The following is a 25,601-nucleotide window of genomic DNA, read 5'->3' on the forward strand; positions in this document are numbered from 1 at the left end:
CCATCCCCATGGAAGGACGAGTCATGGCCGCTCCCCGAGTCAGCGTGCAGGAGGCGTGGGATGCCCTCGCCGAGGGCAACGACCGCTTCATGCAGGGCGACCTGCACCACCCCCAGCAGAGCGCGGCCCGCCGCAGCGAGCTGAGCACCTTCCAGGCGCCGAACGCGGCCTTCCTCGGCTGCTCCGACTCCCGCGTCGCCGCGGAGATCCTCTTCGACTGCGGCCTCGGGGATCTCTTCGTGGTCCGCAACATCGGGCAGATCGCCAACGAGAACACCACCGCGACCATGGAGTTCGCGGTCGCCGAGCTGGGCGTCGCGGTGATCGTGGTGCTCGCCCACGGCTCCTGCGGGGCAGTGCGCGCCGCGATCGACCAGACCACGGCCTCGCCCAGCGAGGTCACCCCCGCGATCCGCCGCGAGCTCGAGCGGATCCAGCCGGCGGTGCAGCGGGAGTGGCTCGCCACCCACCAGGACACCCCCTACGTCGACCCCGAGCTGATCGACGCCGATGCGGTCGGCCGCCGGCACCTCGACGAGACGATCCACGCGCTGATGCGCTCCTCGCGGGTCATCTCCGACGCCGTCGCCCAGGGCCGACTGGGGATCGTGGGCTGCCAGTACCAGCTCGAGGACGGGCACGTGCTCCCCATCACCGCCGTGGGCCAGCTGACCCTGGAGCGCTGAGACCCGGGCCGCGAAATTCCCGCGGCGAAGACCCCCGAGACCATTCCGTGACCCGGAAAGGATACTCGGGGGTCTTCTGCATCCCGACCTGGGCGGGACGACTTTTCGCACCGCTGACGCGAGAACTCTGAAACGCTCGAAAGGTGGCACGCGCCACTGCCGCCGTCGTAGCAACCGATGGCAACCGGTGTTTCTTGCACTCCTGACCGCCGCATTCTGTGGCAACCGGCACGACCATCGACCGGATCGGGCGCCCGTCACCGACGACCACGCCCTGCAGGATCGCCGCTCGGATCCCCTCCGAAAGGGCTCAGCGGAATCCGCACTTTACTTTTCTGGCCTTCAGAACAATGCAGTTCCTGCTGCCTCCGGGCAGTGTGCGAAAGGAAGACGATGGGCAATTCACCTCTCGGCGAGGACGCAGGCCGCCCGGCACTGGTCCCCGACGCGGTCTCGACCGACACCGGCACGATCATCGCCCGCACCCCGAACCACGATCCGGGCGTCGCGATCATCGACAGCGACGAGCGCCGCCCCGACGCGACCGGCACCGCCTCCACCACGGGCAACGGCAAGGCCATGGTCGCGATGGGCTTCTCCCAGGCGGTCGACAACTCCGAGGGCGGGTTGATCAACACCTTCTTCCCGCTGATCGGCGCGGCTTTCGGCGTCGCGGAGGGGATGCTGGGCCTGCTGAGCGCGATCAGCAAGTTCGCCCGCATGATCTTCGGCCCGTTCTGGGCGATGATGGCGGACCGTTTCGGCCGCAAGAAGGTCCTGATCCTGGTCACGGGCGTGTGGGGCATCTGGACCGTCGCCACGGGCTTCGCCCCGAACTTCACCTGGCTGATCGTCCTGTACGCGATCAGCGTCATCGGCACGGTCGCCTCCGAGCCGATCATCAACGGCCTGCTCCCGGACCTGTTCAAGCAGTCCCAGCGCGGCAAGGCCTACGGCACGATCCGCGGCATCGGCGCCGCGGTCGGCATCCTCATGGGCCCGGCCATCGGCCTCTTCGCCCGCGGCGACGACCCCAGCCCCGACGCCTGGCGCTACGCCATGTGGACCATGGGTGCGATCTCGATCCTCTCCGGCGTTCTCATCGCGCTGTGGGTCAAGGACCCGCGCGAGAACACCGCCCGCGAGGACATGATGGCCGAGGCCGGCCGCTTCAAGGTCTCCGACGCCGCCAAGCTCTTCAAGATCCCCACCTTCTCCCTCATGGCCGGCATGGTCGTGCTGGTGACCAGCCTCGTGCTGCTCGCCTTCTACCCGAACTTCCTCGCCGTCGAGCGCGGGCTGACCATCTTCCAGGTCACCGTCGCGATGTCCTGCTTCTCCGTGGGTGCGGTGTTCTCCGCCTTCCTGGGCGGTCGTCTCGCGGACCTCTTCGTGCGGAAGTTCGGCGAGAAGGGCCGGGTCATCCTCATGCAGATCTACCTGGTCGCCTTCGCGCTGACCGTTGCCCTCGCGACCCAGCTGCCCTACGAGGGCTTCATCCCCGCGGCGGCGCTGACGCTGCTGCTGGGCCTGGTGTTCTCCGTCGGCTTCTCCGGCTGCGTGCTGCCGATGGTCTCGAACGTGGTGCCCTCGCAGCTGAGCGCCACCTCCTTCGCGGTGCTCTTCTCCTTCATCCAGGGCGGCCTGACCGCGTTAATGACGCTGGGGCTCGGCTTCGTGGCCCAGGCCTTCTCGAGCCAGATGATGTTCCTGTGGTTCGTAGTGGTCCCCTACCTGCTGAACGCCCTGTACTGGACGCTCTTCTACCGGGTGTACCCCCGCGACGTGGAGCTGCAGAAGGAGCGCACGGAGCTCGTGGCCGCCGGCCGCTTCTGATCTCCCCCACTCCCCGAGCAGCTTCTCCGCGAGCCGCTCCTCCCGAGGCCCCGTGCCCGCCGTCCCCGGCAGGTGCGGGCCTCGGCCGTGGGGCGGCACGGTGCCCGCGCACGACGCCGTGCTGACCCTCGTGCCTGCCTGCCGCGGCGAGGAGCGGGCGCTGCGGGCGGTCCGAGCGCTCGCACGGCGACTGCAGGGGGCGGGGGCGCTCGTCGCACTCTGGCTCCCCGGGCGGCGCAGGCTGGCGCGCGGCGGCGAGATCCTCGAGACGCTCGAGGAGCTGCTCGCGGGCGCTCGCACGGTCGCGCCGGTCGCACCAGGCGCGCCGGGTCCTGCCGAGAGGGAACGGGTCGAGCGTCGGCCGCGCCGCCCCACCGAGGATCCCACCCGGCGCGGCTATCGCGCCGGCACGGTCGTGACCGCCGACGAGGACCCGCACCGCACTAGCGGCGGCCACGGCCGTCGGCCCGGTCGCCGATGATCCGGCGTCCGGAGGGAGCGGCGGCGCCGGGTAGCGTGCCCCTCATGGACCCGGAACCCGCCGCCCACGTCCGCGCCGATGCCACCACCCCCGCGGACGAGCAGCTGGTCCGCGCGCTGCGCGACGAGCTGGCCGGGGCCGGGGACCTCGAGGCCCTCGCGTCGCGAATGTCCCTGCTGGCCGACGCCCGCCGGCTGCGGATCCTCTTCTGCCTGCACGCCCACCCGGGGGTGCGCTCCTCGGACATCGCGCGGGTGATCGACGCCGGGGACTCCGCCACCTCGCACGCCCTCGCCCTGCTGCGGGAGGCGGGCTGGGTGCGCGCCGAGCGCTCCGGCCGCGAGGTCCGCTACGCCCTGGCCGACGAGCTCGCGCACACGCTGCTGCACGCGCTCGGCTCCCAGCACCTCCCGGGAGTCCACCACCACGACGAGACGCCGCACCGGCACGACTGAGGCCGGCCGACAACAGGAGGCCACCGGGCCCCGCCCCGCATCGATACTTGTAGAGTCCTTCAATCATTATCGGAAGGACCCCCGTGTCTGCCACCCTGCGCAGCCCCTCCGTCGGCCGCTCCTCCGCGCCCGACCCGCTCGGCCTGCGCCGCCGGGATCGGCGGTCCCGCCGGATCCTCGTCCTCCTCGCCCTCGCGACGACAGCGAGCGGGCTGCTGTGCGTCGGGATCGGCCCGGTACCGATCCCCGCCGGCACCACGATCGCGGTGCTCGCGCACCATCTCGGGCTCACCGCCGCGCCGGGCGCGGAGGCCTCGGTCGACGCGATCGTCTGGACGGTGCGGGTGCCGCGCGTGCTGCTCGGCGCCGCGGTCGGGGCCTGCCTCGCGATCAGCGGCGCGGCCCTGCAGGCGATCGTGCGGAACATGCTCGCCGATCCGTACGTCCTCGGGATCTCCGGCGGGGCGTCGACGGGGGCCGCCGGGGCGATCCTCTTCGGCGTCGGGGCGGCGCTCGGCGACTACGCCCAGTCGGTGCTGGCCTTCGCGGGGGCGCTCGGCGCCGCGCTGCTGGTGCTGCTGATCGCCCGCGCCGGAGGGCGGGTGACCTCGCTGCGGCTGCTGCTCTCCGGGATCGCGGTGGGCTACGCGCTCTCGGCGCTGACCAGCCTGTTGATCTTCTCCTCGGACTCGGCGGAGGGATCGCGGTCGGTGATGTTCTGGATGCTCGGCTCCGTCTCCCTCGCGCGGTGGAACGCCTTCCTCGCCATCGCGCTGATCGCGGCGGTGCTGGCGACCGCGGCGCTGTGGCTGCGCGCGCCCGTGCTCGATGCGCTCAGCGCCGGGGACGAGGTCGCCCACGGCCTCGGGATCGCCCCGGACCGGGCCCGCATCGGCCTGCTCGCCGTGGTCTCCCTCGCGACGGCGGCGGCGGTCGCCGGGGCCGGATCGATCGGCTTCGTGGGCCTCGTGGTCCCGCATCTCGCGCGGCGCCTCGTAGGCGCACGACACCGGGTGCTGATCCCCGCGTGCGCCCTGCTCGGCGCCCTGTTCCTGCTGTGGGCCGACGCGGTCGCGCGCACGGTCCTGCAGCCGCGCGAGCTGCCGATCGGCGTGCTCACCGCCGCGATCGGCGCCCCCTTCCTGCTCCTGCTGGTGCGCCGCCTCGGCGCCCGCCTCGCCTGACCCCGCCCCCGGAGGACCCATGGATCGCCGCACCGCCCTGACCGGCTCGCTCGCCGGACTGCTCGCCCTGACCGCCGCCGCCTGCGGTTCCGCCTCCTCCGCCGGCTCGTCTGCCGGCAGCGGAGGGTCCGACGCGGGTAGGGCGGGCGGCACCGGGCCGACGGGCTATCCGCTCGAAATCGCGAACTGCGAGGCGACGCTGACCGTCGACCGGGCGCCCGAGCGGGTGATGCTGCTGGAGTCCTCGCCCGTGACGATCCTCGACGGGATCGGGGTGCTGGACCGCGTGATCGCCCGGGCGGGCGCCTTCCCGCTCGGCTACTACGACGCCGATCTCTCCGCGCGGATCACGGCGATCCCGGCGCTCAGCGAGGACGTCGACGCCTCGGGCCACCTGCTGATCTCGCAGGAGATGGTCCTGGCCCAGTCCCCGGATCTCGTGTGCGGACTGCCCGACGGCGTCACCCGCGAGGGGCTGCGCGCCGCGGGCTGCGAGGCGCTCGTCCAGGAGGTGTTCTGCGCGGCGCCCGGGGAGAGGGCGAGCTTCGCGGATCTCTCCGCGACGATCGACCTCTACGGCCGGATCTTCGACCGCGCCGAGGCGGCGGCGGAGCTCGCCGGCTCCCTGGAGACGCGGATCGAGGCGGCCCGGACCGCCGCGGAGACGCTGACCACGGCGAGCGCGGCGGTGCTCTACCCCTCGATCGGCGGCGGTCCGCTGTACACCTACGGCGCGGGATCGATGGCGACCGCGCAGCTCGACGTGCTCGGGATCGAGAACCCCTTCGCGACCACCCCCGAGCGGGTCGTCGAGGTCAGCGCCGAGCCGCTGCTGGCCGCGGATCCCGACGTGCTGATCGTGCTGTACCAGGGCGAGGGCGACGGATCCGAGGTGCTGGAAGAGATGGTCTCGGCGGATCAGCTCTCGGGCCTGCGCGCGGTGCAGGAGGGGCGGGTGCTGCCGCTGCTGTTCAACTTCGCCGAGCCGGCATCGCCGCTGGTCGTCGACGGGCTCGAGCGGATGCTCGCCTGGCTGCCGGAGATCGAGGGGTGAGCGGCGGGGCGTTGCTCGAGGCGCGCGGCCTGCGGCACTCCTTCGGGGCGCGGAGGGTCCTCGCGGGCGTCGACCTGGTGCTCGGTCCGGGCGAGATGCTGGGGCTCGTGGGGCCGAACGGCTCGGGGAAGACGACGCTGCTCCGCCTGCTGCACCGCTCGCTCGTGCCCGAGGCCGGGCAGGTGCTCCTCGAGGGGGTGGACCTCGCCGCACTCCCGGGACGCGAGCGGGCACGGCGCCTCGCGGTGCTGGCGCAGGAGTCCGCCGGGGAGGTGCCGCTGCGCGTCGCCGACATGGTGCTGCTGGGCCGGCTGCCGCATGCGGGGGCCTTCGGGGCGGGCTCGGCGGAAGATCATGCCCGGGCGGCGGAAGCGCTCGAACTGGTCGGGGCGCTGCACCTGACCGGGCAGGAGTTCTCCCGGCTCTCCGGCGGCGAACGGCAGCGGGTGCTCATCGCGCGGGCACTGGTGCAGCGGCCGCGGGTGCTGCTGCTCGACGAACCGACGAACCATCTCGACATCGGCGCCCAGCACCAGGTGCTGCGGATCGTGCGCGACCAGCGGCTCGCGACCGTCGTCGTGCTCCACGACCTGAACCTCGCCGCCCGCTACTGCGACCGGGTGATGGTGCTGCGCGAGGGCGTCGTCGCGGCCGACGGTCCGCCTGCCGAGGTGCTCGGCGCGGGGCTCGTGGAGGATCTCTACGACGTCTCCGCCGAGCCGGTCCGCGCCGCCGACGGGACGGCCCAGCTGCTGTTCCGGGGGGCCGGGGCCCATCGGGCCTGACCCCTCACACGCGCGCGTCCCGCTCGCCGAGCCACGGGGCGAGGCGGTCCGGGGACCCGAGCCAGGGGGCGAGCCCCTCGGCCCATTCCGCGTCGGTGAGCAGGCTGCGACCGAAGGCGAGCCGCACCCGCTCGGCGTCGGCCGGGTGGATCCCGGTGACGACGAGGCGGGTGGTGGGCAGGTCGCGGCCGGCCCGCCACACCGCACCGATCGACACCTGCCCACCGGCCCCGTCCCACTGGCAGATGCTGTCCGGGCGGTCGGGAACCCAGAACCGGCCGCGGCCGCGCAGCTCCCCTCCCCCGAGGGCCTCGATGTGCTCGAGCAGGCGCTCGGGATGGAAGGGCCTCGTCGAGCTCAGGTCGAGGGTCCAGGTCCCGTGGCGGGTGGGGCCGCCGTAGGGCTCGACGAGCCGGGCGTCGCGTCGGCGCAGTCCGGCCACGCGGTCGTGACGCCCGCCCAGCGCCTCCCCCACCCGCAGTGCGTGGAGCCCATGGAGGAGCCGCTGCTCGGGGGCGCGCAGGTGCTCGACCAGCTCGGTGCCGGGATCCCCCGGATCACCGTCGAGCACGATCAGGTCGGCGTGCTCGAGCTGGGCGGCGAGCGCCTCGCCGACGGAGCGGGCGTCACCGTCGGCCCATTGCGCGCCGCGTTCGGCGAGGGTGTCGTCCCCGAGGAGATCCTCGCGGGCGGTGCCGCTCGCGGCGACGGCGAGGGAGGAGGCCAGCTGCCACTCGCCCTGATGCGGGTGGAGGGCGCCGACGACGGTCGCGGGATCGGCGCTGAGCGGCGGGGCGAGCAGGATCCCGTCGACGTCGCGCAGCTGGGCGAGGCGTCGCAGGGTCGGCACGGCGTCCTCGCGCATGGCGCAGGAGACGCACGGGTGCTCGAGCTCGACCAGCTCGTCCTCCCGCACACCGTCCGCGGCGACCACGAGGCGGCGCAGCGCGGCGGCCTCGCGATCCACCTCGTAGCGCAGGGCGAGCAGCCCGTCTCCCTCGAGCAGGAGGCTGCCGACGAGGACGTCGCGCAGCACGGGGTCGATCGCGGTGATCACGGCGACGGGGCAGGGCGATCCGACGGGGATCGGGGACATGGCGGACACGGGGGCCTGCCCTTCCATCTTGACGATAATGATTCTCAACAACTACTATCGCTCACCATGTCCCGACGCTGTCAAGTCACCGGAGCGGTCCCCCGCTGCGGGATGTCCGTCTCCCACTCCCATCGGCGCACCTCGCGTCGCTTCGACCCGAACGTGCAGACGAAGCGGTTCGTCGTCCCCTCGCTCGGCCGCACCGTCCGCCTGCAGGTCTCCGTCCGGGGCCTGCGCACCATCGACCGGCGCGGGATCGAGGCCGTCGTGACCGAGATCCGCGCGCGCGGCGAGAAGATCTGAGAGGAAACCTCCCATGGCCAGGAAGAATGACCTGCGCACCACGATCCGGATGCTCTCGACCGCGGGCACCGGCTCGACCTACATGACCACGAAGAACCGCCGGAACTCCCCCGACCGGCTGACCCTGCGGAAGTTCGACCCGCGCCTGCGGGCCGTCGCCGAGTTCCGGGAGGAGCGCTGATGGCGAAGACCTCGAAGATCGCCGCCGACGCCCGCCGGCGCGCGATCGTCGCCCGGCACGCGTCCGAGCGCGCCGCGCTGAAGCGCGTGATCAAGGACCCCCGGGCCTCCGCGGCGGAGAAGGTCCTCGCCCAGCGGGCCCTGCAGCGGCAGCCGCGGGACGCGAGCCCGACACGGCTGCGGAACCGGGATGCCGTCGACGGCCGGCCGCGCGGGCACCTGCGCCGCGTCGGCCTCTCCCGCGTGCGTTTCCGGGAGCTCGCCCACCGGGGCGAGCTCCCGGGAATCCGGAAGTCCAGCTGGTGATCTCGTCCCCCGCTTCAAGCGGTCGCCAGAAGGGCTGAGGCGTGATGCACCAGACGCCGTCGCACCGCGGGAACCGGCGCATACTGTCCCCGACGCCGCCGCACTGACGACGCCTGATCGCGGGTGAGCGTGAGCGAGCCCGCCGCACGAAGGAGCGGGCGATGACCGCACAGACCCTCGCCGTCGATGTCCCCGGGACCCTCCCGTCCGGCCCCGTCCCCCCGGGCGGGCCCGTCGGCACCCTGCCAGCGGCCCGTGCCGCGGAGCGACCCCGCGCACCCTGGGTCGAGCGCTTCGCCGGGCTGCTCGTCCTGCCGGGCGGGATCGTCGCCTACGTCGCGACCTTCGCGATCATGGTCCTGACCCGGAACTCCACCATGATCCCGACGGTGCTGCTGGTGGGCGCCGCGACGATCCCGCTGACGGTCCTGCTGCTCGCCCAGTGCACCCGCTACGGCGCCCTCGTGCCGTCCCGGATCGTGCTGGTCACGGCCGCCGCGGGAGGGCTGCTCGGGATCTGCGCCGCGGGCCTCGAGGAGGCGGTCGCGGCGGCGGCGCTGGGCCGTGCCTCGGTCCTCCTGGTCGGCGTGATCGAGGAGACCGCGAAGCTGGTCGTGCCGCTCGTGGTGCTGGCCCTCGCGCATCGCGTCACCCGCGGCGGCGGGCTCGTGGTCGGCATCGCCTCGGCCACCGGCTTCGCGGTCCTCGAGACCATGGGCTACGGATTCAACGCGCTGCTCGAGAAGGGCGGCGGCCTCGGAGCCCTCGACGCGACCCTGGTGCTGCGGGGCGTCCTCGTCCCCGCCGGTCACGTCGCCTGGACCGGCGCGATCTGCGCCGCGCTCTGGTTCCTGGTGGAGACCTCGCACAAGGCCCGCGGAGCGTTGGCCCTGGCGGTCGCGTACGTCGGCGCGATCGTGCTGCACACCGCCTGGGACGCGACCGGCGGCCTCGCCCTCCATGTCGCGATCGGCCTGCTCAGCGTCGGCACCCTGCTGGTGCTGATCATCGTCTCCCACCGGGCGGTCGTCCGCCGCGAGCGTGCCGCGGCGAGCACCACCGCCTGAGCGCCGAGCTCTCGACGGGCGTCGAGCCTGCCCCATAGACAACACTGTGCGACACACACTATGGTGTCTCGCATGAGCGAACAGTCGGATCTCCACCTGCAGGAGCTGCGCCGCGGCACGGTCGTGCTCGCGTGCCTCCATCTCCTGCGCGAGCCCGGGTACGGCTACGGCCTGCTCCAGGACCTCGAGCAACACGGCTTCGACACCGACGCCAACACCCTCTACCCGCTGCTGCGACGCCTCGAGAAGCAGGGTCACCTCACGAGCGAGTGGAACACCGAGGAGGCGCGGCCGCGCAAGGTCTACCGCACCTCCCCCGAGGGCTCGGCTCTGGCCGAGCTCCTGATGACCGAGTGGTCCGCGCTCACCGCGGCCATCGACTCCCTCCCCACCTCCGCGAAGGAGCAGTGACATGACCGCCATCGACCTCACCCAGCGCTACATCGCCGCGACCGTCTCCTCCCTGCCCGCCGCCGCCCGCGAGGACGTCCGCGCCGAGCTGGGGACCTCGATCGCCGACGCGATCGAGAGCCGGATCGAGCAGGGCGAGGAACGCGGGGCCGCCGAGCGCGCGGTCCTCACGGACCTCGGCGATCCGGCCCGTCTCGCCGCGGGCTTCGCGGACCTCCGGCTGCAGCTGATCGGCCCGCGGCACTACCTGACCTGGCGCCGTCTGCTGATCCTGCTCGAGAGCATCGTCCCGGCCTGCGCGCTCGTCGGTGTCGCCCTCGCCCAGGTGCTCTCCGAGGCCCCTGTCGGCACCGTGATCGGCCAGTCGATCTCGGTCGCGCTCACCGCCGCGGTCCACGTCGCCTTCTGGGTCACCCTGGTGTTCGCGATCCTCGAGCGCACCGACGCGGAGACCGGCGAGGAGTGGACCCTCGAGGACCTCCCCGAGGAGCGCGGCCCCGACCTGCCGCTCTCGGACCTCATCGCCTCGATCGTGGTGGGCGTGCTGGTGATCGGGGCGGTGCTCTGGGACCTCGCCGACCCCTTCGTGCAGCTCGACGACCACGCGGTGTCGGTCCTGGCTCCGAGCCTGTGGCCGGGGTGGATCGCAGTGCTGCTGGGCGTCGTGGTGCTCGAGGTGGCCCTCACCGTCATGGTCCATCGGCGCGGTGCCTGGACCACCCCCTTCGCGGTGGTCAACACGGCGCTCTCGCTGGTCTTCCTCTCCTGGGCGCTCACGCTCATCGCCCGCGGCGAGCTGATCAACCCCGAGCTCGTCCGCCTGGTGCTCACGGACAACGGCGTCGGCGGGGACACGCCGCGGATCCTCGCGGTGCTGCTCGCCGCGGGCATCGCGATCAGCTGCGCGGTCGACGTGGCCGACGGCTGGCGCAAGGCGCTGCGCGCCCGGCGCGTCTGAGCACCGGACGCGGGGCCGACGGGGCCGCGCGGGAGGTCAGCCCTCCTGCGCGGCCCCCGTCGTGCGCGGGTCGGCGGCGGGCGCGCCGGCCCCCGCCTCCGGCTGGGAAGCGGCCCAGCTCGCGAGCACGCGCAGCCGCTCCTGCGAAGTGGAGGCCGGCTCCGCGGTGTACACGATCATCACCAGATCGGGCTCGGCCGTGATCGCGAGCTCCTCGTAGGCGACGGTGACGTCCCCGACCACGGGATGACGGAAATGCTTGGTGCCCGCCCCGTGGGTGAGCACGTCGTGCGCGCCCCACAGCCGGCGGAACAGCGCGGAGCCCTCGCTCAGCTCCGCGACGAGCTCCTGCAGGACCGGGTCGTGCGGGGCTCGTCCCACCTCGACGCGCAGGCTGGCCACGGCCATCTGCGCGAAGCGGTCCCACTCGGGGTAGAGCTGCTCGGAGCCGTCCTCGAGGAACTGGAAGCGCAGCAGGTTGGGCACGCCACCCTCGGGGACGGTCGCGAGCAGCGGCGCGTAGAAGGCGCGGGCCAGGGCGTTCATCGCCCGGACGTTCCGGTAGCGGTCGCGCACGAAGGCGACCGCGTCGGTCTGGGCATCGAGCGTCCACTGCAGTCCGGGCCGCACGGGACCGGTCTCGACACCGTGCCGCCGACGCAGGCGGCGGTCCGTCGGGACGCCGTCGGCCGCGCTCGCGAGGTCGAAGAGGTGCGCGCGCTCGGTCGCATCCAGCTGCAGGGCGGTCGCGACCGCGTCGAGCACCGACGCGGAGGCGCCGGCGATCGCCCCCCGCTCGAGCTTCGCGTAGTACTCGACGCTGACCCCGGCGAGCATCGCGACCTCGCTGCGGCGCAGGCCGGGCACGCGGCGGCCGGGGCCGACGGGGAGGCCGGCCTGCTGCGGGGTGACCTTCGCGCGGCGCGTCATGAGGAACTCGCGCACATCGATCCTGTTGTCCATCGCCCCAGCGTAGAACCGCGGAGCGCAGCGGAGGAGTCCCTGACAGGGCATCCTTCGGGGACGGGCGCCAGAAAGCCGCACCCCGCCAGGCCGACTACGGCGTGGAGGCGGTCGTCGGCACCCCGGCGGTTCCGTACGGGGAGATGGAGGCTGGGTCGCGGCGACCCGTGCCCCGACCCTCACGCCCCGGGCGCTACCCTTTCGCGCCGACCGGCCAGCTGGCGCGCACGCCGAGGCCGCCGAGCGCCGTGTCCCCCAGGACGAGCCGGCCGCCGTGCGCCTCGGCGATGTGGCGGCAGATCCCCAGCCCGAGCCCGGTCCCCGGAGGCTCGCCGCTGCGCCGCAGGCGTCCCCCGTCCCTGAGCAGCCGGTCGCGGTCGGCGGGAGGGATGCCCGCGCCGTTGTCCTCGACCAGGATGCCGCTGTGACCGTCGGCGTCGACGGCGGTGATGCGCACGCGCGGCGCACGGTCAGCGGGGCAGTACTTGAGGGCGTTGACCACGAGGTTCTGCACCAGCGAGCGCAGGTGCGACTCATCGCCGCGGACGATCCCGCCGGCGCACTCGATGGTGGCGCCGGTGCGGGCGGCGAGGTCGGCGACGTCGTCCTGCACCCGATTCACCAGTGCGCCGAGGTCCACCGGGCCGCTCTCGAGGTGGCTCCCGTCCACGGCGTGGTCGAGCAGGTCGCGGAGCGAGTCGAGCATCCGCCGCCCCGCCCCGTCGGCCCGGCGCAGGAGCTCCGGCGCCTGCGCCTCGTGATCGGCCTCCTGGGCGAGCTCCAGGAAGCCCAGCAGCGACGTCAAGGGCGTGCGCAGGTCGTGGCTGACCTGGCGGGCGAAGTCCTCCAGCCGCTCCGCGGTGGCGGCGGCCTCGGCCAGGGAGGCGTCGAGCTGCCGGTCGCGGCGTTCGAGCTCGAGGACGTCGATGACGTTCTCCGCCAGATTCTCCAGGAGCACCAGCTGGTCCGGGGTGATCGTCGTTGGGGCGGAGGAGAACACGCACAGCGACCCCAGCGGCACCTCCGCGTGGAGGGGGACCGAGACGTAGCCGCGCACCTCCGCGATGACGCCGGTCACGAAGGGGTTGTCGCGGAAGCGCGGGTCCCGGGACGCGTCCGGGACCACGGCGGGGTGGTCGTCGAGGAACACCGTCGCGCACATCGAATCCTCGCGCGAGCACACGGAGGGGTCCACGCCGAACGCGGCGATCTGGTGCTGCTCGTCCGCGGTGATGACGTTCACGACCGCGAACGGCACCTCGGCGACCGCGGCCGCCATCCGCGCCAGGCGGTTCAGGCGCGGGGTGGACGTCGTCCAGGTCTGCTCCGCTCCCGCGCCGGGGAGCCGATCGCCGGCATGGCCGTGGGGAAGTCCGTAGGCGTGCAACCAGCGTTGCCTCGCCTCCTCGGAGACGAGCACCGCGGTGCCCGAACGACCGTCCGTTCCGCGATATGACTCCGTGTCGTCGGTGCCCACACGTCCCCCTGCACGTCCCCTGGTCCTGACGGTTCATGGTAGCGGGGATCGTGCCCCTCGTGCCGCCCGGCTCGCCTCGCCGACGCGGGACGGGCGCGCCGCTGTGAGCGATAGTGATCGCTCACAGCGGCGGGTCTCAGACCAGCGGCGAGTCGCCGTCGTCGGAGCGCTCGTCGAGATCGGCGCCCGAGGAGTCACCGTCCTCGGAGGACCGCGACGGGTCCTCCTCGGCGGCTCCGCTGCCGGGCTGGGCGATGCCCTGGTCCTCCGGGAGGGGACTGGTCTCGTCGTCGTCGGGGTGGTACATCGGGGTGCTGCTCATGGCCGAACCTCCTGAGATGTGGTCTTCCGGACCTCCACCCTCTCACCGAGCACCCGCCCGATTCCACCCCCCGCCCCTGCGAGGTGCGGCGTCCCGGGCGGACCACCCGGCAGCGCTCACCGCCCGGGCCCGTCACCCCCACCCCTTCCGCACCGACGTCTCCCCCACCCCGGCGTTGAACATGTTCCGCGGGTCCAGCCGACGGTAGTGCTCGACCGTCCCCGCCGGGGCGGGATAGATCCGGCCGAAATTGTGCTCGGCGGGGACGGCGGCGCCGCGCTCCTCCAGCAGGCGGGTCATCCGCTTCTTCAGCGCGACGGGGTCCACGCCCTTCCTCGCCACGTGGTCCTGGTGCAGCACATGGCAGAAGAAGTGGCCGAAGTAGACGCTCTGCAGCAGCTGGTCCGCGATCTCCTCGGGCAGCACCTCCAGCCAGTCCTCGTCGTCGCGGCGCAGGGCGACGTCGAAGGTGACCATCGCGGAGGCCTCCTCGCGGTGCATGACGTAGTAGCGGCTCGCAGCGCTCGCGACGCCGAAGCGGATCAGGGTCGCGCTCTGCGCCTCCTCGGCGTCGCAGGCGAAGAAGTCGCCCTCGTGTCCGTCCTCGGCGAAGAATCCCTTCAGCAGCTGTTCGGTCGCCGCGCGCTCGCTGCCGCTGACGACCAGGATCAGGTGGTGGGCGAAGCGGTCGCGGTAGCCGAGCAGACGGGCCGGGATCCTCGCGGGGACCAGGGAGAACAGGCGCTGGGAGATCGCGTCGGCGGCCGACGGGCCGGTGCCCGGCAGCTTCGCGAGGACCCCGTTGGCCCAGCTCTTCAGCGCGAACATGCGCACCAGCGCGGCGGAGCCGGCGTGCTTCAGCGAGACGTAGGTGTCCTTGCCGTACTCGGCCGCGAGGTCGAAGGCATGGGCGCTGAGGTACTCGCCGGAGATCGGCAGGGGGCCGTCGGCCGCGAGGAATCGGCGGCGCAGCGCCTCGAGGTCGGCGGGGCGGTCGGTACCGATGTAGAAGGTGGCCTTGGCCTGCTCGAGCGGGAAGGTGCGCGTGCGGACGGCGAAGACGAGGAGCTTGCCGGCGCATCCCGAGGCCTCGTGGAGGAAGGTCGGGTCGGCGTTGAAGCGGGCAGGGGTGGGGGCGAGCTCGCGCACGTGCTCGGCGTAGTCGGTGCCGGTACCGTCCGGGGGCGGCGGGGAGACGTCGGCGGCGGACCAGTCCCCGCGCTCCAGCCGATCCAGGATGTGGGTGGGGTCGGTGCCGAGGTCGATGCCCAGGTGGTTGACCAGCTGGATCGTGCCGTCCTCGTCGACCCGGGCGTAGATCGCCTGCTCGGTGTAGGCGGGGCCCTTGCGGATCTGGGAGCCGCCGGAGTTGTTGGCGATGCCGCCCACCACGGTCGCGCCGATCGAGGTGGAGCCGATGACGGAGTGCGGCTCGCGGCCGTGCGCGGCGAGCGTCTCCTCGAGGGAGTAGAGAGTGGCGCCGGCGAGGCTGACGGCCTCGCGCGCGTCGTGCAGGAGGTGGATCGCGTCGATCCGCAGGGTGGAGAGGATGACGACGTCCCTCTCCCCGTCCGGGGCGCCGGGGCCGGAGCCGCCGGTCAGGCCGGTGTTCGCGGCCTGCGGGATGACGATGAGGTCGTGGTCCACGCACACCTGCAGGGCACGCCACATGTCCACCAGCGACCCGGGCCGCAGCACGGCCAGGACCTCCCCGGAGCCGAAGCGGTCGCCGGTGGTGTACGGGGCGGTCGCACGCGGTGAGGTGAGCACGTGCTTCCGCCCCATGATCCGGGCGAAGGCATCGATCGCCTCCGCCGCTCGGGGTGTCTGCCGTGCGCGGGTGGGCGGTGTCCGCATGGTCGACTGCTCCTTCGCCTCCGTGGGGTCGAGCTCCGGGGCGCGCCCCGGGTGCTCCGGGCCGTCCTCGGCCCGCGGCCAGCGTAGCCAGTGGCGAAGGTCCCGCATCGGCGTGGTCAGGCTCAGGCCTGGCCGCCGTCGAAGTAGGCGCGGAGCTCGGGCGCCACCGGCGGCACGTCCCGCGGCACCCCGCCGTCGCGGATCGACTCGGCGCCGAGCACGCCCGTCGCCACCGCTTCGCGGGCCGCGATGACCGATACGTCGGTGGCTCCGCCCGAGCGGGCGAAGCGCAGGAACTCCGCGACCAGGCTCGGGTCCGCGCCGCCGTGTCCGCCGTCGGCCCGAGCGATCACCTCGACGGCGTCCGGGCGCCCGGGGCCGGAGCGGCGGGACTCCCAGAGGTGGATCTGGTCCCCCGCGCCGTCGCCCATGTTCTCGATCCGGCCCGCGTCCCCGATCACGGTGTAGTTCCGCCAGTAGTCCGGGGTGAAGTGGCACTGCTGGTAGGAGGCGAGGACGCCGTTGTCGAGCCGCATCTGCAGCATCGAGATGTCCTCGACGTCCACCACCGGGTTCAGCTCCCGCTGCGCCGTCGGCGGCCAGATGTCCGCGTCGTACCAGTCCCCCATGCGGCGGTCCGAGTTGTCGCGCCGATCGGTGATGTCGCCGTACACGGCGAGGTCGCCGATGCCGGAGACGCGACGGGTGTACCCGCCCGCGAGCCAGTGGATGACGTCGATGTCGTGGGCCCCCTTCTGCAGCAGCAGGCTCATGGCCTTCTCCCGCTCGGCGTGCCAGTCCTTGAAGTAGAAGTCGCCGCCGGCGCCCACGAAGTGGCGGCACCAGATGGCGCGGACCCGACCGATCCGGCCGGAGTCCACGATCGCCTTCATCTGCCGCACCACCGGCATGTGGCGCATGTTGTGGCCCACGTACAGCCGGGCCCGCTGCTCCTGCGCGAGCGCGAGCATCGCGTCGGCGTCCTCCACGCTGATCGCCATCGGCTTCTCGCAGAAGGTCGCGATGCCGGCCCCGAGCGTCCGCAGCGCGACGGAGGCGTGGGTGGCGTCCGGGGTCAGGATCATCACCGCGTCGACCTCGTGACCGGCCAGCAGCTCCTCGACCGAGTCCACGACCGCCACGTCCTCGCCGATCGCCTCCCGGGCCTGGGCCTTCCCCCGTGCGGAGGGGTCGGCGACGACCGTGACGGCCGAGCCCTCCCTGGGTCGGTGCGCGTGGACGGCGAGGCCGTGGCGGGCGCCGAAGCCGATGACGCCGATCCGGAGGTCGTCCATGTGGTGGTGGTCCTTCGTCTCGGGGGGTGCGGGACGCCCGCTCCGCAAATGGTTTCACGCCCTGTCGCCGTCCGCAACCCGTCCCCGCCGGTCACGGACGGATCAGCCGGGGCTCAGCGCCGGGTCTCCCAGAGATGCGCGGCGGCGAGGCCGAGCCGCTAGGGGACCCGGTCGAGGTCCAGCAGCAGCACCTCGTTGCGGCCGGCGCGCAGCAGCGGGGCGGGGACGTAGAGGCTCTGCTGCGGGCCGATCGACCAGTAGCGGCCCACGCAGAAGCCGTTGACGTAGGCGACGCCGTGCCCGGCGCCCGACAGGCCGAGGAGGGTGTCCTCGGGGTCTCGACCTCGACGGAGGAGCCGACGAGGACGGGCGGGGCCTCGGGGCCCGCGAGCCCGTCGGCCCCCGCTCCGTCGGCCGCGAGCCCGTCGGCCGCGAGCAGCCGGGCGAATTCGGCGGCCATCTGCTCGAGCGGCCACGGGGAGGCGGCGCAGCCGGTCCCGCCACAAAGCTTTCACACACCGGGGACCGAGGCGAGGGGATTACCGGGAGCGGGGATGCCCGGGGCCGGCGGGATGGCGGGGAGCGGGGGCTCAGGACTCCTCGATCACCGCCGCCCCGCCCGCGGGGACCGTGAAGGCGCCGTCGGCCGTGTGCCGGGTGAGCAGGTCGCGACCGTCGACCTGGACCACCTGGTCGCGGTCGGAATGATTGAGCACGAAGAGATAGGTGGTGCCGTCCTCGGCGAAGCGGCGCACCGCCTCGACGTCCCGGTGCAGGCCCGGGACGGCCGGTTCGACACCGGCGGCGTCCGCGATCTCCTCGAGCAGCGCCTCGAGGCCCGCGACGGAGGGGCGGGCGGCGACATACCAGGCGGCTCCCTCCCCCACCTCGTGGCGGGTCACGGCGGGCCAGCCGTGCAACGGCCCATCGGCCCACGTGCGCACCGCGCGGGCGCCCTCGAGGTGGGTGCGCTCGCTCCACAGATCCGCGCTCGAGCCGTCGTCGAGATGGCGCACCTCGTCCTCGAGCAGCGGGTCGAACTCCTCGGTGCGCACGCCCAGCAGCTCGCGGAAGGCGCCGGGGTATCCGCCGAGCCGCACCTGGTCGTGCTCGTCGACGATGCCGGAGAAGAAGGTGATCACCACCTGGGCGCCCTCGCGCGCGGCGGCGGCGAGCCGCTCGGCGTCCTCGTCGCGGACCGTGTACAGCGTCGGCGCGATGATCAGGTCGTACCCGTCGAGATCGCCGCCGACGGGCACCAGGTCGACCCCGAGCCCCAGGTCCCACAGCGCCGTGTACCAGCGCAGCAGCTCCCCGGGATAGGACAGGGCCTGGGTGGGATGGGAGTCAAGCTCGCTCGCCCACCACGAGGGGTAGTCCATGACCAGCGCCACCCGGTTCAGGACGCGGCTGCCCCGCACCGAGGCGAGGGCCTGCAGCACGCGCCCGAGGCCCACGGTGCCGCGCCACACCTCCGAGTCCCGCCCGGCGTGCGGCACCATCGCCGAGTGGAACTTCTCGGCGCCCGCCCGGGACTGCCGCCACTGGAAGAACATGACCCCGTCGGCCCCGCGCGCGACGTGAGAGAGGGAGTTGCGCAGCATCTCGCCGCGGCGCTTGGACCGGTTGCGGTTCTGCCAGTTGACGGCTGAGGTGGAGTGCTCCATGAGGATCCACGGGTCGCCGCCCGCGACGCCGCGGGAGAGGTCCGCGGCGAAGGCCAGCTCGATCTGGCCGCGGGGATCGGCGGAGATCAGGTAGTGGTCGTTGGCGACCAGGTCGAGGTCCTCCGCCCACGAGAAGTAGTCCATCCACTTCGTCGCCGAGGACAGCATGAGGTTGGTGGTCACCGGGACGTGCGGGGTGACCGCCCGCAGCACGTCCCGCAGGGCCCGGTAGTGGGCCAGCAGCTCATCGCTCGAGAAGCGGGCGAAGTCCAGCTGCTGGGTGGGATTGGGGTAGGTGGGCGCCGCGCGCGGCGGCAGGATCTCGGCGAAGTCTTCGTAGCGCTGGGACCAGAAGGCGGTGCCCCAGGCTCGATTCAACTCCTCGATCGTGCCGTAGCGGGCCTCGAGCCAGGTGCGGAAGGCGACGGCGGCATGCTCGGAGAAGTCGTGGGGGACGTGGCAGCCGAGCTCGTTGTCCACGTGCCAGAGGGCGAGCGCGGGATGCTCGGCGTAGCGCTCGGCGAGCACGCGCGTCATGCGCAGGGCGTACTCCCGATAGAGCGGGGAGGAGACCGCATAGGCCTGGCGGCCGCCGGGGCTGAGCACCGTGCCCTCCGCCGTGACGGGCAGGATCTCGGGATGCGCGCGGGTCAGCCACGGCGGCGGGGAGGCGGTCGCCGTCGCGAGCGCGACCTGGACGCCGGCCTCGCCGAGGCGGTCCATGACGTCATCGAGCCAGGCGAACTCGTACTCGCCCTCGCGCGGCTCGAGCGTGGCCCACGCGAAGATCGCGACGCTCACCAGGTTCACGCCCGCCTCGCGCATCAGCTCCACGTCCTCGAGCCGGACCTCCTCGGGCCACTGCTCGGGGTTGTAGTCGCCTCCGTACGCGATGCCCTGCACTCCGAGGGGCCAGGGTCGCTGCTCGCTCATGTCTCCTCCATCGGATCCGATCGTCCACCACGGGGCTCGGCAAGCCCTTACCTGCAGTCTAGGCGGCCGCGGTGGGGTCGCCGATCCGCGCGACGACCAGCGGGGTGCCGGTGCCGGACTCGACGACGAGCGCGAGGAAGGGGACGTCGAGCGCGAGGGTCCGGGTCGGGACCACCGCCGCGGTGCGTGCGGCGACGAGGGTCGCGGCGGCCGCCTCCATCCCCTCCTCGTCCACGCGCAGCACCGCCTGCTGGAGCACGAGAGAGAGGTGCAGGCGCGGATCCTCGGCGATGCCGGAGAGGTCCGCCCCGGGCCGGAGCACGCGTCCGGCGCCGAGGCCCGCGAGCGCTCCCGTGAGGTCGCCGGACCAGCGCAGGTCGAGCGGCGGCACGCTCAGGCGCATGGCCTCGCGCGGGGTGCGGAGCTTCGCGAGCAGGCCGACGAGCGCGGAGGGGTCCGCGGCCCAGGCGGCGAGGAGCTCCTCCGGTCCGGTGCGCGGACGCACGAGCACGAGGGAGAGCGCGCCGCCGACGGTCCGCAGGCTGGTCGCCTCCCACAGCTCCCCCTCGGACCAGCCGGCTCCGGTCCCGGTGAGCAGGTCCGTCTCCACCCGCTCACCTCGGGCCGTGGTGAACCCGCCCCGGGTGCGGGCGAGCGGCGCCGTCCAGGGGGCGCGCACGTGCAGGGCGTCGATGAGCACGAGGAGCAGGCGCGGGGAGAGGTCGTCCGGGCCGACGAGATCGGTGATCAGCCCGTCGTCGCCTCCTCGACCAGGGCGTTGATCTCGTCCCTCGCTCGCGCCCGCCCCTCGGCGCGGGTGAAGTCCGCGCTGCCCGGCCGGACCCGCAGCTGGTGCACCAGACGGTCCCGGAAACGCCCCTCGAGGTGGACCCCAGACTGCAGCCAGAAGGCGTCCACGAGCGCCGCGTGCGCCGGGGGCTCGACGCGCTCGAGAGCCTCGCGCAGCGCCACGACCTGCGCGGCGAGCGACTCCGCGTCGGCGCCGAGGGCCGTCTCGAGCTGGTCCAGCGTCTCCGCTCGCGCACCGAGCGCGAGCGGGGTGAGCGCGATCCGTGCCGAGACCGGCGAGCAGACCATGTTCTGCTCCGCCGGGTCCTGCTCCGCCGGCGAGATCAGCGGTAGAAGCCGTGCGGTGAACGCGGCGGCGGGATCGTCGGCGGTCGGCGGGACGGGCGCGCTCATCGGGTCTGCGTCGGGTCGCCGATCCAGCCTGCGACCAGCGGGGCGAGGGTGGTGCGCTCGTAGGCGACGACGAGGAAGGGCCGATCCAGCACCAGCTCCTTCGGTTCGAGCGGGGCCGACGCCTCCTCCATGACGACAGCGGTGGCCGCGGCGGCCTCCATGCCGTTCTCGTCGATCGTCAGCACGGCCTTCTGGATCACGTCGCTGATCAGCAGCCTCACGGCGGTGCTGATCCCGGAGAAGTCTGCGATCTCGGTGAAGGCGTCCGCTATGCCGAGCTCCTGCAGCAGGCCGACGAGGGAGGAGTCCCAGTCGATGTCGATGGCCGGCACGGTCACGTCGACCGTCTCCTGCGCGCTCTCGAGCCCCGCGAGCAGCGCGCCGAGCCCCGCGGCCGGGTCGTCGGCCGACTCCGCCCAGGCGTCGAGCACCTCCGCGGGGCTGCCGACGGGCAGCACCAGCGCGAGGGCCAGCTCGCCGCCGGCCGCCGCGAGCGCGGTCGCCTGGCACAGCGCGTCCTCGTACCAGGACGACGTGCTGCCGCGGAGCATCTCGGCCGAGACCTGCTCGCCGCCCGAGGTGGTGAAGGTGCCGCCGGTCTTCTGGAGCGGGGCGGGCCAGGAGGCCTTGAGGTGCAGGGCGTTGACCAGCACGAGGCGGGTGTCTTCGGTGAGGGCGTCCGGAGGGATGAGCTCCTCGATGAGATCGTTGGTCTGCTCGAGCACCCAGTCGTTGATCCGCTCGCGGGCTACCTCACGGGCGCCGGGGTCGATGTAGTCGACCTCGAAGACGCCGCTGCCGAACCATTGCGCGAGGGCGTCCAGATAGAGCTGCTCGACCTCGAAGCCCTCCTGCAGCCAGGTGGAGTTGACGAGGGAGGCGACGGCGGGATCGGGCAAGTCGGGATCGTCCTCCTCCCGGGCCCGGTCCCCGACGGCGGCGAGCACAGCAGAGAGGGTGTTGGCGGTCTCGGCGAGCTCCTCGACGGTGCCGCTGAGGGCCTCCTCCATCTGCGCGCGGGTGGCCCCCGCCGCACCGAGCGCCGCCATGGTCAGGGCGGTCTGAGCCGAGAGCGGGGAGCAGACCGCGTTGACCTCCTGGCGGTCGATGAGGGCGAGCATCCGTGCGGTGAAGGGCACGACCTTCTCCCCCGCGCCCTCGGCCGGCCCGGGCTCGCGCCGCGGCAGCTCGGCGGCGAGGTCCGGCTCGTCCCCTCCCCCGCCGGGCAGCAGATCCGAGCCGCAGGCCGAGAGGCCGAGGCCGGCGAGGGGCGTCCCCGCCGCGGCGGCGAGCAGGGTGCGGCGGCGCGGGCCTCGCGGGTGCTGCGGCGCCGCCGCCGTGCTGTCCGGGAGGGCGTCTGCAGGCGGCGCTGTCGGCACGGTGGGGTTCATCACCCCATCGAAGCCGCCGATCGGGCCCGGCGCAAGCACTGCCGGGGTGCGCAGTGGTCGGGTGCTGGCGGGGTGCCCGTGGTCAAGTACTGGCGTCCTGCGTACCACTACGCCATATATGGCGTAGTCATCGCTGTGACGCCAGTACCTGACCATGGCCCCGAGGCTCAGCCCTTGACGGAGCCCTCGGTGAGGCCGCCGCGCCAGAAGCGCTGCAGCACCAGAATGAGGATCGCCAGCGGGATCACCGAGAGCAGCGCGCCGCCCACGGTGAGCTGGTAGAACTCCGGCAGACGGTCGGTCTGCGCGCGCCAGTTGTCCAGGCCCAGGGTGATCGGGTAGAGCCGCTCGTCGGCCAGCATCACCAGGGGCAGGAAGTAGTTGTTCCAGATCGCGACGAACTGGAACAGCACGATGGTCACGACCGCTGGGGTCAGCTGCGGCAGGGCCAGGCGGTGGAACAGCCCGATCTCGCCCACGCCGTCGAGGCGGCCGGCCTCGAGCATCTCGTCCGGCACCGCGGCGCTCGCGTAGATCGAGGCGAGGAACAGGCCGAACGGGCTCACGAGCGACGGGATCAGCACCGACCAGTAGGTGTTGGTCAGGCCCACCGAGCTGAACAGGAAGAACAGCGGCAGCGCCACCGCGGTGCCGGGCACCAGCACACCGCCCAGCACGAAGCCGTAGACCAGCGAGCGCCCCCGGAAGCGGTACTTCGCCAGCGCATAGCCCGCGGCGACCGCGAAGTAGGTCGCGAGCAGGGAGCCGACTCCCGAGTAGAGCAGCGAGTTCAGCGCCCAGCGGGGGAAGATCCCGCCGTTCGCACTGAGCACGGCGCCGAGGTTCTCGAACAGCTGGAAGCTCTCGCCGAACCAGAAGCCGCTCGTGCCGAAGAGGTCCTCGGTGGACTTGGTGGCGTTGACGACCACCCAGTAGACGGGCACCAGGAAGTAGATCGCGACGATCGCGAGGATCGCGGTGACCAGGATCGTGGTGGTGGGCCGACGGCCCGCGTCGCGGGAGCCGGAGCGGGAGTCGTCGGCGGCGCGGCGGGGCGAGCCGGAGGCCTTCGCCCGGTGAGTCTGCGTGGTGGTCATCGACGCTTCTCCGTCCAGTTCGAGATGCCGAGCGCCACGGCGGACAGCACGAAGGCCGAGACCGCGATGATGACGGCCTGCGCGGCCGCCATGCCGATGTCGTTGTACTGGAAGGCGAAGGCGTAGGCGGACATGTTCGGGGTGTACTCCGAGGTGATGCCGGAGCTCATGGTCTGCAGCAGGCGCGGCTCGGCGAAGAGCTGCAGGGTGCCGATGATCGAGAAGATGATCGTGAGCATGAGCGCGGGGCGGATCAGCGGCAGCTGGATGGACAGCGCGACCCGCAGCGAGGAGCCGCCGTCGAGCTTGGCCGCCTCGTAGAGCTCACCGGGGATCGCCTTCAGCTGGGCGATGATGATGAGCATGTTGTAGCCGGTGTAGGTCCAGGTCACGATGTTCGCGATCGACCACAGCACCATGTTCGGGGCGAGGAAGTCGACGTTGATCCCGACCAGCGCGAGGGTGTCCACGATCGGGCTGAGGCCCGGGATGTAGAGGAACGACCAGAGGATCGTCGCGATCACGCCAGGGATGCCGTAGGGCAGGAAGTAGGTCGCGCGGAAGAAGCCGGGCCACTTCGCCGAGGCGCTCTCGAGGAGCAGGGCGAGGACCGTCGCGGCGACGATCATGACCGTCACCTGCACCGCGCCGAAGAGCACCATGCGGCCGAGCGAGGCGATGAAGTTGACGTTCGACAGCGCCGCGATGTAGTTGTCGACTCCGGCGAACACGCTGGTCACGCCCGCCTCACCGAGGAGACCGGAGCGCTCGACGCGGGTGAAGGAGTACCCGATCGCCATGATGATCGGCACCACCATGGTCACCACGAACAGGAACAGGAAGGGTGCCATCAGCACCCAGGGAGCGGACTTCGCCTTCATCGTGCCTCCTCCGCGTTCAGGCCGATGGTGCGCATGATGTCGACGATCTGCGTCTGCGCGTCGGCGAACATGTCCACCAGCGGCACCTCGCCGCTGACGGCCCGGGTCATGCCGTCCCCGATGATCGCCTGGGCGCGCTGCATGAGCGGAGCCCAGGTCCAGTCGAGGTTCTGGCCGGCGGCCATCGGGACGATGACCTCCTCGTTGTAGTTCTGGCCGGAGAAGAACTCCGAGGGCTGCATGCGGCTCTCGCCGATGTAGTCCGCGGCCGGGGACCAGCCGATGCCGGAGTACTGGATCATCGCGTCGATCCCCGCGGGGTCGGTGCACATCCAGGTGAGGAACTCGAGCGCCTCGGCGGGGTGCTTCGCGTTCGACAGGATCGCGGCGGAGGAACCGCCGTGGCCGCCGGAGGCGTAGCCGTCGGGCCAGGTGGGCATCGGCGCGACCGCCCACTTGCCCGCGCCGTCGGGGACGGTGGCGTTCAGCGCGTCGGACCAGGACCCCGAGATCGAGGCGAGCACGTTGCCGTCACCGGCCGCCGCGTACCAGGGCGTGGTGTAGGAGCCGTAGCCGGTGCCGACGATCCCGTCGGCGAAGATACCGTCCCAGAACTCGGCGACGCGCAGCGAGGCGTCATCGGTCATGTCGACGATCCAGCCGTCGCCCTCGGGGCGGAACCACACCGCGCCGGACTGCATGACCCAGGCGATGGGGTGCGAGCCGTCGGAGGGGTCGAGGCTGATGAGGTTCTTGCCGGCCTCCTTCACGGAACCGGCCACCTCGCGGAAGTCGTCCCAGGTCGCGGGGACGGTCAGCCCCAGCTCCCCCTCGAGGACCTCGCGGTTGTAGAAGGTCGCGACGGGGCCGGTGTCCTGCGGGACGCCCCAGAAGGAGTCGCCCACCTTGACCTGGCTGATCGCGCCCGGGTCGAACTGCGACTCCTGATCGCCGAAGCCGTAGCGGGTGAGGTCCACGAGCGCGCCGGCGAGGGCGAACTCGGGGATCTGGCGGAGCTCGACCTGGGCGATGTCGGGGCCGCCGCCCGCGGCGACCGCGGAGAGGATCTTGGCGTAGCCGCCCGAGTTGCCACCGGGGATCCAGGTGGCCTCGACCGTGATCCGGTCCTGCGACGCGTTGAACACGTCGGCGACCTTCTGCAGGTCCTTCAGCCACGCCCAATAGGTCACGGTGACCTTGCCGTCCGCGGCGGGGATGGTGGGCTCGGCGTTCACCGTGCCGTTGTTCGGCGGGGCGCAGGCGGCGAGCCCGGCGGCGAGCGCCGCCCCGGTCCCCACCAGCGCCGAGCGCCGTGACAGTCGTTGCCTCATCGCTCTCCTTGTCAATCCTCGTCATCGAGTTGCTCTCGTCTCCGGGCGCCGCGAGCCTAACCGAGAAAAGTGACGACGCACTATTTTCCACGTGAACGTTCCCGTCGACGTGAGCCGAGCCACGCCGAGGCGGGGGCGGTCGGGCTGGAACGGATGCCCGGGCACGGTCCGGGCCCGTCGGCCGACCACCCTGCCCGTCCGCCCGCCGACCAGCGTGTCGTTACCACACGACGGACCGTCTGTCCGGACCTTGCGGGAAGATGCCGCACGCGCCGCCCCGCCCGGTGGTAGCGTGACCCGCCGTCGGCGCCGGACTCCCCGTCAGCTCACCGTTGCCCCGGACCCGCCCCCTCTCGTCCCCTCCCCCGCTCCCCCCTCAGAA

27 protein-coding genes are annotated in these 25,601 nt (G+C 72.6%); 13 read left to right on the forward strand and 14 right to left on the reverse strand.

From position 1 onward, the window contains the following. Window positions 1-23 precede the first annotated feature (23 nt). The 7 genes from ACZCAH_RS04970 to ACZCAH_RS05000 all read left to right on the forward strand — a co-directional run bounded on the left by ACZCAH_RS04970 (window position 24) and on the right by ACZCAH_RS05000 (window position 6,481). A complete protein-coding gene (locus ACZCAH_RS04970; RefSeq protein WP_464340016.1) occupies window positions 24-686 on the forward strand; it encodes a carbonic anhydrase in 663 nt (220 codons plus the stop codon). Window positions 687-1,079: 393 nt separating this feature from the next. Beyond that, on the forward strand, window positions 1,080-2,522 hold the full coding sequence (locus tag ACZCAH_RS04975) for an MFS transporter (RefSeq protein ID WP_464340017.1): 1,443 nt from the start codon (window positions 1,080-1,082) through the stop codon (window positions 2,520-2,522). 100 nt (window positions 2,523-2,622) lie between these two features. Continuing rightward, on the forward strand, window positions 2,623-3,003 hold the full coding sequence (locus ACZCAH_RS04980; RefSeq protein ID WP_464340018.1) for a hypothetical protein: 381 nt from the start codon (window positions 2,623-2,625) through the stop codon (window positions 3,001-3,003). A 44-nt stretch (window positions 3,004-3,047) separates the two neighbouring features. Beyond that, complete coding sequence (locus ACZCAH_RS04985) at window positions 3,048-3,458, forward strand: ArsR/SmtB family transcription factor (protein WP_464340019.1); 411 nt, start codon at window positions 3,048-3,050, stop codon at window positions 3,456-3,458. 83 nt (window positions 3,459-3,541) lie between these two features. Further along, window positions 3,542-4,642, forward strand: a complete 1,101-nt coding sequence (locus ACZCAH_RS04990) for a FecCD family ABC transporter permease (RefSeq protein ID WP_464340020.1) — start codon at window positions 3,542-3,544, stop codon at window positions 4,640-4,642. 19 nt (window positions 4,643-4,661) lie between these two features. After that, window positions 4,662-5,696 (forward strand): ABC transporter substrate-binding protein, encoded by a 1,035-nt coding sequence (locus ACZCAH_RS04995; protein ID WP_464340021.1) that lies wholly within the window; start codon window positions 4,662-4,664, stop codon window positions 5,694-5,696. Beyond that, the gene (locus ACZCAH_RS05000) at window positions 5,693-6,481 is read left to right on the forward strand and encodes an ABC transporter ATP-binding protein (protein WP_464340022.1); all 789 of its coding nucleotides are present in this window, start codon (window positions 5,693-5,695) and stop codon (window positions 6,479-6,481) included. Before ACZCAH_RS04995 ends, ACZCAH_RS05000 begins: the two co-directional genes overlap by 4 nt. Before the next feature lie 4 nt (window positions 6,482-6,485). Here ACZCAH_RS05000 and ACZCAH_RS05005 read toward each other — a convergent pair whose 3' ends face one another. Further along, a complete protein-coding gene (locus ACZCAH_RS05005) occupies window positions 6,486-7,604 on the reverse strand; it encodes a GTP-binding protein (protein WP_464340023.1) in 1,119 nt (372 codons plus the stop codon). Window positions 7,605-7,643: 39 nt separating this feature from the next. Here ACZCAH_RS05005 and rpmB point away from each other — a divergent pair, with 39 nt between their 5' ends. The 6 genes from rpmB to ACZCAH_RS05035 all read left to right on the forward strand — a co-directional run bounded on the left by rpmB (window position 7,644) and on the right by ACZCAH_RS05035 (window position 10,802). Continuing rightward, window positions 7,644-7,880: a 50S ribosomal protein L28 gene (gene rpmB / locus ACZCAH_RS05010; RefSeq protein WP_464340024.1), complete on the forward strand. Its 237-nt coding sequence runs from the start codon at window positions 7,644-7,646 to the stop codon at window positions 7,878-7,880. A gap of 13 nt (window positions 7,881-7,893) precedes the next feature. Then, window positions 7,894-8,061: a 50S ribosomal protein L33 gene (gene rpmG, locus ACZCAH_RS05015; protein ID WP_464340025.1), complete on the forward strand. Its 168-nt coding sequence runs from the start codon at window positions 7,894-7,896 to the stop codon at window positions 8,059-8,061. After that, a complete protein-coding gene (rpsN, locus tag ACZCAH_RS05020; protein ID WP_464340026.1) occupies window positions 8,061-8,366 on the forward strand; it encodes a 30S ribosomal protein S14 in 306 nt (101 codons plus the stop codon). The genes rpmG and rpsN overlap by 1 nt, the downstream gene beginning before the upstream one ends. 161 nt (window positions 8,367-8,527) lie before the next feature. Next, a complete protein-coding gene (locus ACZCAH_RS05025; RefSeq protein WP_464340027.1) occupies window positions 8,528-9,433 on the forward strand; it encodes a PrsW family intramembrane metalloprotease in 906 nt (301 codons plus the stop codon). Window positions 9,434-9,505: 72 nt separating this feature from the next. Then, entirely contained in the window at window positions 9,506-9,844 is a 339-nt protein-coding gene (locus ACZCAH_RS05030) for a PadR family transcriptional regulator (RefSeq protein ID WP_464340028.1), read from the forward strand. 1 nt (window position 9,845) lies between these two features. Further along, complete coding sequence (locus ACZCAH_RS05035; protein WP_464340029.1) at window positions 9,846-10,802, forward strand: permease prefix domain 1-containing protein; 957 nt, start codon at window positions 9,846-9,848, stop codon at window positions 10,800-10,802. 36 nt (window positions 10,803-10,838) lie between these two features. Here the strand turns inward: ACZCAH_RS05035 and ACZCAH_RS05040 are convergent, their stop codons facing one another. From ACZCAH_RS05040 to ACZCAH_RS05100, 13 genes are all read right to left on the reverse strand, one after another. After that, entirely contained in the window at window positions 10,839-11,765 is a 927-nt protein-coding gene (locus ACZCAH_RS05040; RefSeq protein ID WP_464340030.1) for a helix-turn-helix domain-containing protein, read from the reverse strand. A 193-nt stretch (window positions 11,766-11,958) separates the two neighbouring features. Then, window positions 11,959-13,242 (reverse strand): GAF domain-containing sensor histidine kinase, encoded by a 1,284-nt coding sequence (locus ACZCAH_RS05045; RefSeq protein WP_464340031.1) that lies wholly within the window; start codon window positions 13,240-13,242, stop codon window positions 11,959-11,961. 136 nt (window positions 13,243-13,378) lie between these two features. Further along, window positions 13,379-13,564: a hypothetical protein gene (locus ACZCAH_RS05050; protein ID WP_464340032.1), complete on the reverse strand. Its 186-nt coding sequence runs from the start codon at window positions 13,562-13,564 to the stop codon at window positions 13,379-13,381. Between the two features lie 132 nt (window positions 13,565-13,696). Continuing rightward, window positions 13,697-15,421: a D-lactate dehydrogenase gene (dld, locus tag ACZCAH_RS05055; protein ID WP_464340033.1), complete on the reverse strand. Its 1,725-nt coding sequence runs from the start codon at window positions 15,419-15,421 to the stop codon at window positions 13,697-13,699. 122 nt (window positions 15,422-15,543) lie between these two features. Beyond that, window positions 15,544-16,716: a Gfo/Idh/MocA family protein gene (locus tag ACZCAH_RS05060; RefSeq protein WP_464340034.1), complete on the reverse strand. Its 1,173-nt coding sequence runs from the start codon at window positions 16,714-16,716 to the stop codon at window positions 15,544-15,546. A 158-nt stretch (window positions 16,717-16,874) separates the two neighbouring features. Next, on the reverse strand, window positions 16,875-17,231 hold the full coding sequence (locus tag ACZCAH_RS05065; protein WP_464340035.1) for a hypothetical protein: 357 nt from the start codon (window positions 17,229-17,231) through the stop codon (window positions 16,875-16,877). A gap of 75 nt (window positions 17,232-17,306) precedes the next feature. After that, window positions 17,307-19,316: a beta-galactosidase gene (locus ACZCAH_RS05070; RefSeq protein WP_464340036.1), complete on the reverse strand. Its 2,010-nt coding sequence runs from the start codon at window positions 19,314-19,316 to the stop codon at window positions 17,307-17,309. A 58-nt stretch (window positions 19,317-19,374) separates the two neighbouring features. Next, window positions 19,375-20,016 (reverse strand): serpin family protein, encoded by a 642-nt coding sequence (locus tag ACZCAH_RS05075; RefSeq protein ID WP_464340037.1) that lies wholly within the window; start codon window positions 20,014-20,016, stop codon window positions 19,375-19,377. Window positions 20,017-20,063: 47 nt separating this feature from the next. After that, window positions 20,064-20,519, reverse strand: a complete 456-nt coding sequence (locus ACZCAH_RS05080) for a serpin family protein (protein ID WP_464340038.1) — start codon at window positions 20,517-20,519, stop codon at window positions 20,064-20,066. After that, window positions 20,516-21,910, reverse strand: a complete 1,395-nt coding sequence (locus ACZCAH_RS05085) for a serpin family protein (protein ID WP_464340039.1) — start codon at window positions 21,908-21,910, stop codon at window positions 20,516-20,518. Before ACZCAH_RS05085 ends, ACZCAH_RS05080 begins: the two co-directional genes overlap by 4 nt. A gap of 167 nt (window positions 21,911-22,077) precedes the next feature. Continuing rightward, entirely contained in the window at window positions 22,078-23,007 is a 930-nt protein-coding gene (locus ACZCAH_RS05090) for a carbohydrate ABC transporter permease (protein WP_464340040.1), read from the reverse strand. Then, the gene (locus ACZCAH_RS05095) at window positions 23,004-23,888 is read right to left on the reverse strand and encodes a carbohydrate ABC transporter permease (RefSeq protein WP_464340041.1); all 885 of its coding nucleotides are present in this window, start codon (window positions 23,886-23,888) and stop codon (window positions 23,004-23,006) included. The genes ACZCAH_RS05090 and ACZCAH_RS05095 overlap by 4 nt, the downstream gene beginning before the upstream one ends. Further along, window positions 23,885-25,219: an ABC transporter substrate-binding protein gene (locus tag ACZCAH_RS05100; RefSeq protein ID WP_464340042.1), complete on the reverse strand. Its 1,335-nt coding sequence runs from the start codon at window positions 25,217-25,219 to the stop codon at window positions 23,885-23,887. The genes ACZCAH_RS05095 and ACZCAH_RS05100 overlap by 4 nt, the downstream gene beginning before the upstream one ends. Window positions 25,220-25,601 lie beyond the last annotated feature (382 nt).

The sequence above is a fragment of the Brachybacterium sp. B718/18 genome, assembly GCF_055454375.1.